11 protein-coding genes and 1 pseudogene are annotated in these 11217 nt (G+C 41.2%); 7 read left to right on the top strand and 5 right to left on the bottom strand.

The window, feature by feature from the left end; genetic code table 11:
• Positions 1–203 precede the first annotated feature (203 nt).
• Positions 204–1589 (bottom strand): HlyD family type I secretion periplasmic adaptor subunit, encoded by a 1386-nt coding sequence (locus R7Q11_RS19200; RefSeq protein WP_213892769.1) that lies wholly within the window; start codon positions 1587–1589, stop codon positions 204–206.
• 464 nt (positions 1590–2053) lie between these two features.
• On the opposite strand from R7Q11_RS19200, the gene R7Q11_RS19195 reads away from it, so the two are divergent.
• Both R7Q11_RS19195 and R7Q11_RS19190 read left to right on the top strand, forming a co-directional pair.
• Entirely contained in the window at positions 2054–2263 is a 210-nt protein-coding gene (locus R7Q11_RS19195; protein ID WP_017634094.1) for a cold-shock protein, read from the top strand.
• 206 nt (positions 2264–2469) lie between these two features.
• On the top strand, positions 2470–2619 hold the full coding sequence (locus R7Q11_RS19190) for a hypothetical protein (RefSeq protein WP_017634095.1): 150 nt from the start codon (positions 2470–2472) through the stop codon (positions 2617–2619).
• A 604-nt stretch (positions 2620–3223) separates the two neighbouring features.
• On the opposite strand, the gene R7Q11_RS19185 is transcribed toward R7Q11_RS19190, so the two are convergent.
• From R7Q11_RS19185 to R7Q11_RS19175, 3 genes and pseudogenes are all read right to left on the bottom strand, one after another.
• Complete coding sequence (locus R7Q11_RS19185; protein WP_053307329.1) at positions 3224–3541, bottom strand: DNA-binding protein; 318 nt, start codon at positions 3539–3541, stop codon at positions 3224–3226.
• A 99-nt stretch (positions 3542–3640) separates the two neighbouring features.
• Positions 3641–4210, bottom strand: a complete 570-nt coding sequence (locus R7Q11_RS19180) for a helix-turn-helix transcriptional regulator (RefSeq protein ID WP_213892766.1) — start codon at positions 4208–4210, stop codon at positions 3641–3643.
• Between the two features lie 412 nt (positions 4211–4622).
• Positions 4623–4837 (bottom strand): annotated as a pseudogene (locus R7Q11_RS19175) (Txe/YoeB family addiction module toxin).
• Between the two features lie 520 nt (positions 4838–5357).
• Here R7Q11_RS19175 and R7Q11_RS19170 point away from each other — a divergent pair.
• Together R7Q11_RS19170 and R7Q11_RS19165 are read left to right on the top strand one after the other, a co-directional pair.
• Positions 5358–7046, top strand: a complete 1689-nt coding sequence (locus R7Q11_RS19170) for a hypothetical protein (RefSeq protein WP_213867179.1) — start codon at positions 5358–5360, stop codon at positions 7044–7046.
• A 12-nt stretch (positions 7047–7058) separates the two neighbouring features.
• Complete coding sequence (locus R7Q11_RS19165) at positions 7059–8624, top strand: hypothetical protein (RefSeq protein WP_213867178.1); 1566 nt, start codon at positions 7059–7061, stop codon at positions 8622–8624.
• A gap of 540 nt (positions 8625–9164) precedes the next feature.
• Here the strand turns inward: R7Q11_RS19165 and R7Q11_RS19160 are convergent.
• Positions 9165–9533 carry a hypothetical protein gene (locus tag R7Q11_RS19160; protein WP_213867177.1) on the bottom strand — a complete coding sequence of 123 codons (369 nt, stop codon included), beginning with the start codon at positions 9531–9533 and terminating at the stop codon, positions 9165–9167.
• Positions 9534–9905: 372 nt separating this feature from the next.
• Here R7Q11_RS19160 and R7Q11_RS19155 point away from each other — a divergent pair, with 372 nt between their 5' ends.
• The 3 genes from R7Q11_RS19155 to R7Q11_RS19145 all read left to right on the top strand — a co-directional run bounded on the left by R7Q11_RS19155 (position 9906) and on the right by R7Q11_RS19145 (position 11212).
• On the top strand, positions 9906–10271 hold the full coding sequence (locus tag R7Q11_RS19155; RefSeq protein WP_213867176.1) for a hypothetical protein: 366 nt from the start codon (positions 9906–9908) through the stop codon (positions 10269–10271).
• Between the two features lie 231 nt (positions 10272–10502).
• Positions 10503–11036, top strand: a complete 534-nt coding sequence (locus tag R7Q11_RS19150; RefSeq protein ID WP_017634104.1) for a PadR family transcriptional regulator — start codon at positions 10503–10505, stop codon at positions 11034–11036.
• Complete coding sequence (locus R7Q11_RS19145) at positions 11033–11212, top strand: hypothetical protein (RefSeq protein ID WP_213892765.1); 180 nt, start codon at positions 11033–11035, stop codon at positions 11210–11212. Before R7Q11_RS19150 ends, R7Q11_RS19145 begins: the two co-directional genes overlap by 4 nt.
• Positions 11213–11217: the final 5 nt, after the last annotated feature.

The raw sequence follows: 11217 nt of genomic DNA, 5'->3' as shown, positions 1-11217 counted from the left end.
ATACGGGAAATCAAAGCAAACCAACAATTAGAAGACGCCTTATTGAACCACCTTCAATGAGCATTTCCATTTTTATCCGAAAAGTTATCAAGTTAAGCTTCCCCCCTCTGGCAGAATAAATGTCACACGAGATGCTCCGATTTCATAGGAAGTTAAACATTTTCAATGATAACGGACATATCGATTTTTGAACACAGTATAAGTTAATCATCGGCTGTAGTTTTTGTATTTAGAATTGGCCCCATTAAGTATTCTAAAATGGTCCTCTTTCCGGTTATTATGTCAACTGATGTTGTCATTCCTGGAATGATTGGTAGATCTTTATCACCGAGATTAGTTTTATCAGTACGTATACGTACTACATAAAAGTCGTTACCTTCTTCATCCTGGATTGTGTCTGCACTAATGTGTTCTAACTCCCCTTTTAAAGCACCGTACTTACTAAAATCATAAGCGGTAAGCTTGACAATAACAGGTAACTCAGGACGTAAAAATGCAATATCTTTTGGTGCTATTTTTGCCTCTATCAGTAGAGCGTCTTCGGTTGGCACAATTTCAACGATATCCATACCTGGTTGAATAACTCCACCAACTGTATTTATGCTCAACGTTTTAATTTTTCCCGTTACTGGTGAGTAAACCACGGTTCTATTGACTTTATCTTCTAAGTTAACTGTAGACTTTACCAAAGAAGATAGTTGATCTTGGGTGCTATTAAGTTTTTCTTGTTGTTCAGATCGGAATTGTAGCGCGACCTCTATTCGTTTAAGCATGAACTCTTGAATTAATGACTCTAATACGGGAATTTTAAGCTTGCTAGATGTCATTTCACGCCTGCTATCATTGGCTTGTCGTTGTAATTTAAGTAATTCAATGCGTGGAACTATACCTTCGTCAGCTAGAGGTTTGGTAATATCCAGTTCCTTTTTTGCATATTGATAACTCCTACGTAAGTTTTCTACTCGTGCTTTTATTTCAATCAAATCCTGTTGTTTCTGTATGACTTGCTGATCAATCACTGATAGCTGGTTGCGTATATTATTTAAGTTTTCTAGATACTCAGCTTTTTGACGTAGGATTAGTTCAGGTTGAGTTTCTTCTAAAAATGATGGGAACATTAGCTGGTCATAGTTTAGTGTGACATTTTGTCGCCAATCTTTAATGTCAAAGTCATTGTTAACTTGAACGCTATTTATCGAGGCTGTCAATTGTAATACAGATGCACTCAAGTTAGCGACTTGTTGTTCATGCTCACGAAAATCTGAAAGAAAGAGCGTGTCATCGATGAGAATTAATGGTTGACCTTTTTCGACTAATTGACCTTCTTTTACTAAAATTTCTTTAATTAACCCGCCTTCCAAGTTTTGTATAACTTGAACCTGTGAGGAAGGAATGACTTTCCCTAAACCGACAATGACTTTATCTATCTCAGAAAAAGATGCCCAACCAACCATCACAATTGAAAGACTCACCATTATCCAGAGCAACAAACGAGCACTCCTAGGACTTGTTAGGAGTAAGGCTGCGACCTTGTCATTAACAAACTCTAACTCTTCATCGTTAAGTTTGTTGTAGTTCTTTTGTTTCATGTTTGCGCTCATTTATAATAATTTAGTTTTAGTATACCAACTTTAACACCTTGAAGACTGAAACGACCTAATATGAAAAAATCAGTACGATAGACCGAGTACAGAAAACGGCTTTTTAACTCATATAGGTTGCTCTATGATTATAGTAGGATGATAAGGAACAATGCTCCTCTTGGGTGTCAAAATGTTGCTTAAAGCATTCTATAGCGGCTCATATGGCGCGCTTTCGGGGTCTGTAACGTGCATTATTAGTATAAAAATAGAAAATAAAGCTATCTTTAATTTTTGAAACGTGTATAGTTGATTTTGCTCTGACGAAGAGTTGTTTGAAGATAAAAAATATAAAGTAAGTTTTCCAGTGTCATCCCTAGCAAGTTTTTCTCTGTATCTCCCTTAATTCTATATCCTTAAAATAATACTTATGTTCAGTGCACCTTAATTTTAATTTATATAAGGGGCATAATATGTCTAATCAAGTAATTGGTACAGTAAAGTGGTTTAATGAAGCTAAAGGCTTCGGTTTCATTTCTCAAAATAACGGCGACGACCTATTCGTTCACTTCCGCAACATCGTTGGGGATGGATTTAAAAAACTTATTGAAGGCGACAAGGTTTCTTTTACCGTAGGTAAAGGTCCTAAAGGGCTTCAAGCAGAAAATGTAACGACGTTGTAATAGTCTTACAAAACTTAGCTTCCTTATCGCTTGTAATCCAGTGGTAAGGAAGTAGTAGCTCTGATCAATAGTTGTTTCAGATAAAAAAGTATAAAGTCAGTTTTCCCAGCGTCATCCTTAATAAGTTTCTCTGTAAGCTCCCTTCATTCTATATCATAAAATAACGCATGTTCAGTACACCCTAATCATTAAGTAAGGGGCATTGTATGTCTAATAAAATCATTGATTTAATAAATGTATCTAATAATAAAAAAATCAGTAAAAAGAAAAAATCAAATAGTCAAAAATCAAAAATTGACCTACTTCAAAGAATAACAAGTGGCCAAAGTGGTGTGGTTTTGGAGGTTTTATTTTGAAGAATAATGGTAGAAAGAAAATTTGGTTTAAATTAAGAAATAAAAATAAAATTTTTGAAAGCCAAACTCATAATTAATTTTTCTTAACGTATTTTATCTTATCAATAATAACTATTGACTCTGGAGTGGTACGTTAACGAACATCGCCAGTTTTTGAGCCATTTGCTCATCAACAAGACCATTCTAATAGCTCAATCCAAACACCATTGAAAGGCGAAATAGCTCGGTGAAGTAGTCTGCTACCTCACTACATTAACCAAATGTCAGGTAACGGATTAAGCTTTACCCGTAGTGCCTTGTGGACACCGGTAAAGAACACGGTAAAACGTTGATAACTGACTCATTATCCGACTAATCCTAATCTTCTTGAGCAGTTTGTTCCATTTCTTGGACGAGACTGAACTTGTCCATTACTTTCTCTAAACGCTCTGTCGAAAACCTTGCTCAGATCATCAATCTTGTCGCGCCGTTTTTTCTTGTAGGCGATGTCGCAGCCGGTAATTGGCGGGTTAGTTTCTGTTCTGTAAGAAGTGAAACTAAATTGACTAGATTCCTGACGGGGCACTATTTCAGTAATTCGGCCCAACCGAACTACTGGAATAAGTTATTTAATGTTGATACCTAATCGAACTGATATGCCTAGAACGTTGGCCAGCCCGATAAGTGACGATAAAGAAGGGTTGTCGCGCGGGTGTAAGGTGTTGTCCATACCCTTAACTTGTGAAACAACTGCTAAGGCATCGGCGATTATCGCTGGTTCACCAGTGCTTGCTGCTTCATCAATATAGGCTTGGATAGTCTGTTGATCGGTTAAGTAATCGGATGGGTTAAACTCTTTGATCGCATTAGATGGCTTGCAAAGCGAGTCTGCATTCATGTTGTCTTGAAACTTAGCCACTATTGAAAAATCATAGTCTTTCAATTATTGATCCTCCTTTTAAGCAATTACGATACGCATAAAGAAGCTACCAGCTATACGCTGATGGCAGCTGAGACTTTATGACTTTATGACTTTATGACTTTATGACTTTATGGGAATTATTAGGTTAGTTTGGATATTGATGAATAGGTTTGCGTACTTATCGCTATTCTTCATCAATCTGGTCTCTAGATGATGGTTAATTAAATCCATCAGACGAGCGCGTTCTACTAGCTCCATTGCTACCTTGTTTTTTTTGTATAGCCAATCTGCTATGTCGCTAAGTCTCCAAAGAGGATCTTTCTTTGAAGCCTTTCGTACTGGCACAGGGAAGCCACCGCCGCCAAATGTACCCTTTTTGTATTTTGCTAGTGTGCTCTTCTTAACCCCGGTGAACTCCGCAGCTTCGCCCAAACTCACAAGGTCGCCCTCAATCGAGATAACTTGTAAATCGTAGCCCTCGACCGATTCTACGTCCTTAATTGCTTGTGTAACCGCTTGAACGAACGTTCCTGCCTCTCGTTCAAATTCGATATACAGCATTTCATCAACAGACATTACCACAGCGTCAGAACAAGCGCCCTCGTATAGTTTGCGTGACACATCAAGTAGATCGTTGTCGTTCGTGATATTGATGTTGCCGATGTTTAAGGTGAACTCATAAATGCTCATTGAACTCTCTCTGCACTCCATTTATGTGTACAATTGTGCCTATACTATACTATCAATTTGGCACAAAAAAGCCACTGTGCTGGTGGCTTAATGGTTAACTGTTCTCTCTCTTCTCAACGCAGCGATAAACGGCCATAGTAATTTCCCAACCGTTTGTAATCGTACTTTCATTGACGTAATCCTTGTCTTACTTGGCGCAATGCGTGGTAAATTCGCTTAGCATGGCCTTGTAATTGGTCATTGACGAATCATAGTTAACCTGTACATAGTCCTCATTTGCAATATCGATGTTATAAGATTGTCCCTAAACAGCGACACAACCAAACAGTAACGACGGTAGTAGACAAGCAATTTTCCGCATTTCTTTTGGTACCTATTATTTTGATGTTTCTATTTTTGATGTTTAGATTGCCTAATAATGATAGCGGCATGAAATAATGGTTATCGCCTGATTATCCACGGCATAGACCAACCTGTTCGTATCATCAATACGGCGCGACCAAAATCCTGACAGGTTCTCCTTTAGTGACTCAGGCTTCCCTATCCCCTCAAAAGGGAACGTTTAACGTCATTAATCAACCTATTGATGCGCTTTAGGGTGTTTTTGTCTTGCTTTTGCCAGTGCAAACCACATCAGTCCAAGTAAAGCGCTTAGGTCACTTCGTAAGATCAACATTAGGTGGCGAACGTCATGAATGTCTCGAGCCAATTTTCAGTATTTTTCGTATTCTTGGACCTGGCCAGAAGCAACACCATCATCGCTTCCAAATGTGATTTTAAACGTCACGTAATACTGTGAGAGAGTAATAAAGATTCATACTACACAGTGGCAGCGATCACATAGGTATGCTGCTATTTCTAAAATGTTTATGCCCAAGGTGTGCTGACGGGATGTGTAACACAGAAATGCCTCGAAATGAGCTAGAGTAGGGTTGAACTTTGTTGTAATCATCGTAATTTTGATTACCTTTCCTTATCTAACTATGTGGGCAAATCCACTATACATTGCTCATATTACGCGCCACGTGGGATCGTGATGCGCTTAACATGTTTTATAGAAAAGTTCTTGTTTAACAGACTGTTAACCATATTTCTAGGCCTATTCTGATATGTTGGTACTTTCTCAGTCTTCTAGGAATAATAGAAAATGTCAGTCGATGTAAATGGATTTATTAAGTCTCAGCTCAAACAAGCTGTTCTTCATAAGCGCCTTGCTATCGCCCCTTTCACCGATGAAAAGCTTGAAAAGAAGTTGGATAATGCCATTGCTAGCTACAAGCTAGATCTCGATCCTAATCTGGTCGTAGCGTTGTTCGACATGACTGTGTTCAACAATGGGAAAGATGGCTTTCTTGTTACGGGTGAATCTTTGTATGTGAAAGGGCCATTTGAAGCGGCTCAGTGTATCAAGTTCGAGTCAATGCACTCTGCCGAATATGTACAGAAAACCGTAACGAAAAAAGATAAAACCAAAGAAATTGGGTACTTACTCATCACTTATGGGGATGATGAGGAGCTCATGATCGACTGGAGTGATCTAAAAGGGCACTACCAGGGACTTGCTGATTTTCTTACGCAGTTAATCTCGGAGTTTGAGGACTTTGAAGAGCAAGAGCAGGTCGTGCTGTTATCAGATATGAGTGAAACGGTTAAGGCCGCATACTGTAAAGTCGCTATCAATCTCGCCTTTGCTAATGACAATGAGATTGATGCGAAGGAAACCGCAGAGATTTTGTCCTTGATTACTCGTGTTGAGCTCAACCCTGAGAAGCGCTTAGATGTTCGTTCGTACATGTTGGATCATCAAAACACCATCAGCGCTGATGAGCTATTGAGCACTATCAAAGCAGAGATCTCCGACACGCAATATGAAGCGCTTTGCCTGACGTTGATGAAAGACCTCATTGGTATATTTGCCTTCGGAGGACAAGGAACTGTTGACGAAGCAAAAAACAGCCCTCACCTTCAAGAGCTAAAAACGAAGCTCGGGATATCTGACGAAAAACTCGATGTTATGGTCGAAGCCGTCAAAAATGACCAGCTAATTTTAGATGATCACATCGACGACAGTATGCTTGAGCAGAAAACGAAGCAGTTAGCTCAAAGCGTTGCCGCTGTTGGTGCTCCGATTGCTGCTGTATATATGTCGGGGTCGGTTATGGGTTTGTCGGCTGCAGGTTTAACCTCCGGCTTGTCAGCTCTTGGCGTTGGTGGTGTTCTCGGTTTTTCAAGCATGGTAACGGGCATTGGTGCTGCGGTTTTGATTGGCGTGGGTGCCTATCACGGCATGAAGAAACTTACGGGTGCAGACAAACTGGACAAGCACAAACATCGCGCTTTTTTGCTTACCAAAGCCGTTCAACACACTCAAAAGACCATTTCAGTTTTAATGGAAGACATCAATTTTGTTACTGAGAAAATGAATGAGCTAATCAGTAAGTCACTGAATCAGAATGAGGTAATCCACAAGTTAGCAGCGAAGCAGCAGCAGCTAACCATGCTTATCAAGTCGGGTAAGCACCTTGAGAACAAGAGCAATGAATATCAAGCCAGTGAACTTCGGTCAAAATGTCCCATCGAGCTAGATAAAGCTAGTTTTCTCGAGCTTACATCAGAGCCATCAAAGAAAAAGCTTCAAGAGCCCGTGCTGTCTCATTACGAGTGTGAAGAGGGAGCTGAAGAGGGTGTTCTGACGCTTAAGCAAGGAATTTCAGTGAAGGCACTAGAGCAATTAGCACAGATATTTGAAGCTATTGGCTACTTCGATATGAGCAATATGCTCGGTGCAAAATCTAAGGCCTTGGGCAAAGCTGCTTTAGGCAAGCTGCGTAGCTAACAGGAGCCTAATGTGCCGAAAGATAAGGATATTCTCGAGCAGAACATAAAGACGCTAACTGCAGCAAACCATCAGTTATCTAACGCTCAAGCGCATCTTGTTGATATGCGCTCATCGTTGGAACTGGTTGATGACTTGCTCTGTGAGGGTGATGATTTGCTGAGTGGATTGATTGATAACGCGGACGAGCTCTTAAGTTGGTGTGGCACAGAACCAAGCGAGGGGCTTGATACCAACCATGTTGATATGGATGCATTTCTTGTTGGGATAGAAGTGGAGTTGACAGCGAGCATTGGGACACTGCAAACCCTAGATTTTGTTGAAGTTGATAGCTGTACTTCTGAAGAAGAATATATGAGGCAACTCGATGCCTATATAGAGAGAAACCTGATACAGGTAGACTATCAAGGGTTGCGATGTGTGATGTCTCAGCAGCAGTTAGCAGAGGCGCAACGCGAGTTTCGAGACTCGTTTTTCTCAAAGCCTGCGCAATGCGATTCCATGGACTACATGATAGCGGGGACTTGCGGGGCTATTGCGGGTTTAGTCGATGTGTTATTCGTTGGTACTCCCACTACAGGCCCACTTACCAAAGTTGCCGATAACGTTGCTGAGGGTGCAGTTGAGAAGTTTGCTTCAATGCTTGGTTGGCAGGGGCCAAGAGGTGATGCCAACAGAACGAGTAGTGCAATAGGATTCTTAGAGCGCAAGTTTAAAGTTAACTACGATCAAGCAACTACCAATGGAGAGAGAAACGGCACTGGTGGCAAGGTTAAGAACCTGTCCACTAAGAACCATCATCTAAAAAGCCTCAGTCATAGCCCCGATATTGTCGGGCTGTTTTTTTCAATTCTGAATCAGTTCACGAATACCTCCTCATTTGTTAGTGAAGGCCAGATAATCACTATCGAAACGGAAGAGTTTGAGCTGGTAGGGCATAACTTTGTTGCAAAGATATTCGCCGGTGTTGCTAATTGGTTTGGGCACATCATGTCAGACGTTTCTGGCTCTTCTGGTATAGATCGTAAGCAAGCTGACTATGGGCGAGGCTCGGGTGTGCCGGTGCCTTTCTACAACCTCACGCAGTTAATGAACTTCGGTGCTTTTGAAGTGAAAACAGGCAACGTTAAGAAAGGCAAAGAGGTTATCAACAAGCAAACCCTAGCAATTGTGTTTAGCAAGGTGTTTGAGCAGGGATACGATCTTAGACACGGTGCTGCAATGGCTATACCAGTGCTTATCTCCGAGTTACTCACTCGGTTAAGCTGGGCTGTCAATCAACATGTGTTGCATAATAAGCCTTGGAAGGAGTGTATACCAAAGGGCTCAACCCCTGAACTTCGCCGCATGTTGTTGGTAAGCCATGGAACACTTTGTACCATTGACGCAGCAGATGCCGCATTGCGCTCAGGCGGCTTAATTGTGGAGTTCTTTTTGAGGACCAACCTGGTAGCTTGGATCCGATTTGGGCATTTGGCCTTAAAAGAGCTTCAGATAGTCCTGTTTGATGCTCAAGATAATGATGCGATTGATAAAGCCATTGAAGAAGATTGTAAGCGGCTGCTTCTCGGAGCCTAAGTGCGAATTGGGTTCAACTCTATGAACACTATTACTAGATTTGGCTTCGAAGCATGCTTGCGTCAACAGCTTGTTCTGATTTTGGATACAGCCCGAGAGTTGTTTGATCAATGCTACTGGGAGTTTGGCCAGTTAACCTGAGGCATTTGAAATGCCTCAGGTTATCAGTTAAATGCTAATTTAGCGAAAGCTGTAGCTTATTTTGTCCAAAAGTGATTTACAATCGTTCTTCGTATCTAGCTTTGTGAAATAACATCTAAACAAGGTGCTTTGCTTTCATCCACTTAAATCGCGCCATAACTGCTTGATAGCGAACAGGCCACTCCATAGCCACTTGGAGATTGAGGGCGTAGAAAGTGCGTAAATCTCTAGGGGTGATAAGCTCAAACAAAGTCATATTTATTTAACTTGATCTCCTTTTGATATTTCTATCACCGTTGGCGTTCATCTTTAAGACAACGTCGTGTATCCTGGCAAACTACGAATTAATTCGGAAATTTGCCTTAATAAATTCGTCCAATGGGTAGATCGTCAGCATCGTTAAAACTGTTCTGCATACTGCTTTGTCATCTTCAAAAGGTGGCTGATATTGCGTAGCTGTTGGTCGCGAGTTGCTTGCGTTTGATCATCATCCAAAACCAATGACTGATTGGTGACATCACAATCAATGCCCTCTTTCTCGATCAAGTAAACCGTATCAGCTAGATAAGTTAAAAATTGATATTGGGAATCAATATCTGTGTAGCTTTCTTTGGCTTTGTAAGTAATCTCATCAAAATAAGCACAGAGTGAACCCCAAAACTTAACACTGCTACTTGCTGTCGCTTTCATCTCACAAATATGACCAACACGTAGCTTGATGTCAGTGAAAAATCGCTTTATCTGGTGGGCGTATGTGCCTCTCTGCATTAGCACTATACCAGGGTTAATTAATGGGTTTTACCGAAAAATTTATGAATTAAATTCATTTCTTAAACGGCTCCGATTGAGCGTAATCTAATCCCACCCCAGGATTATGGTAATCCTTTTTATTCCGAACATGAAAATTTATATCAATGTATATTTTTTTGATATTAAGGGCTAAATTAGTTATTGCATATATTATTTTTGATATGGTAGTCTCACCAATCCATTCCGAACACACTTAATTCTTTGTAGAAAATGACCGTAAAAACGTTCAATGCCAGCAAAGGCACTATTGTCCTGTCTAACCACGGAGCAACGGTGTCGATGGCCATTAACCGCGCCGCTGTCGCGGTAGCGAACGTGTGTGTGAGTTAGGTGTTAGGGAGTGTAGATGAGGAGAAAGCCTTTATTGAGGACGCAGACGAAAAAGCGATACGAAATGAAATGCCTCGCTTTTCCATGTGTGCAGATGTGGTTAGACAACTAGACAAGGCACTGACCAATGGCAGTTCCAAAAACCAATTGAGCCTAATCATAGAGCTAATGGAAGCGCTACCACTAGATGGAACGGTCTACGAAATGGCACAACAAGTAGAGCTTATCCCGCACGATGAAATCTACATTGGATTTTTCGAGACTACCATCATTGACCGCATGCAAGGGCTAGGAATTATCACGTTATTAGGGGGCATGATGATGAGCGCCAAGCCGTCAAACTCAATGAGCGTGATGATTTTCTAGCAAGTTGGTCGGCGGGAGTTAATGAGGCTCGCAATGGCTCAGATCTGCATTATGCAGACTACAACAACAAATATGCGTTTACTGCCGGATACGAGCATTGGCATAACCGCAACAAAAAGGCGTTAAAGGGAAGACTTACGCATTACTCAACAAGTAGAGAGTATTTATGTCATGGATTTATTGACGAGGATACGGGTGAAATTTGGCATCAATAACAAAAGGTAACTAACTATGAATTTGGGTAATCTACTTCTAGCAATTCTTGAGCAGAGAACACAAACAGGCTATGACCTAACAAACCGAACAATGCCTGAATCAGGCGCATGGCAAGCCAGCCACCAGCAAGTGTACCGCGAACTCGGTCGCATGACGGAAAAGGGGTTAGTGTCTCACGAAATTGAAGCGCAAGACGGTAAACCAGATCGCAAAAAATACAGCATAACTCAAGGCGGCGAACGTGTTCTGAACCTTTTACGCAACGAATCTACATGCGATATCCTGTCTATCATTCGTAGTCCGGCATCAGTGATGCTGGAAATCGGCAGCGAGACTTACTTCAAGTCGTACATTGAAAAACTCAATCAAGAAATCACTCAACTCAAAGAGAAGTTGAACGCGCACCAGAAAGAGAAAGGTGTGTTCTGTGACAACTTCACACTGCATGTAGAACGCGACATTGATGTGCGCAAAGCAGAGCTTAAGTTTGCCGAACGTTCACTATCTATGATCACTTCCTCAAACATTGCTACGGAGAATGCTGCGTGAAACCTCGCAAAGCCGTTTATCTTTTAGTTGACTCGCCAGCGCTTAAACGAGCCAAAGAGTGTTTAACTCGAAATCAGCCTTGGGACTACGAGGGTAAGCTCATGAAGATCGTCAGCTGGGGTAACGGATGCGTAACGATGAAGGCAAGCCATGCCATGCCATCGGGTTTTGATTGAGATTT

The sequence above is a fragment of the Vibrio sp. 970 genome (assembly GCF_033339075.1).
Note: the sequence above shows the minus strand (reverse complement) of the source record. Positions and strands in the feature narration are given on the sequence as shown.

Coding starts and splice junctions, on each gene's coding strand:
- R7Q11_RS19200 (WP_213892769.1), bottom strand. CDS start 1,589: ATGAAACAAAAGAACTACAACAAACTTAACGATGAAGAGTTAGAGTTT.
- R7Q11_RS19195 (WP_017634094.1), top strand. CDS start 2,054: ATGTCTAATCAAGTAATTGGTACAGTAAAGTGGTTTAATGAAGCTAAA.
- R7Q11_RS19190 (WP_017634095.1), top strand. CDS start 2,470: ATGTCTAATAAAATCATTGATTTAATAAATGTATCTAATAATAAAAAA.
- R7Q11_RS19180 (WP_213892766.1), bottom strand. CDS start 4,210: ATGAGCATTTATGAGTTCACCTTAAACATCGGCAACATCAATATCACG.
- R7Q11_RS19170 (WP_213867179.1), top strand. CDS start 5,358: ATGTCAGTCGATGTAAATGGATTTATTAAGTCTCAGCTCAAACAAGCT.
- R7Q11_RS19160 (WP_213867177.1), bottom strand. CDS start 9,533: ATGCAGAGAGGCACATACGCCCACCAGATAAAGCGATTTTTCACTGAC.
- R7Q11_RS19150 (WP_017634104.1), top strand. CDS start 10,503: ATGAATTTGGGTAATCTACTTCTAGCAATTCTTGAGCAGAGAACACAA.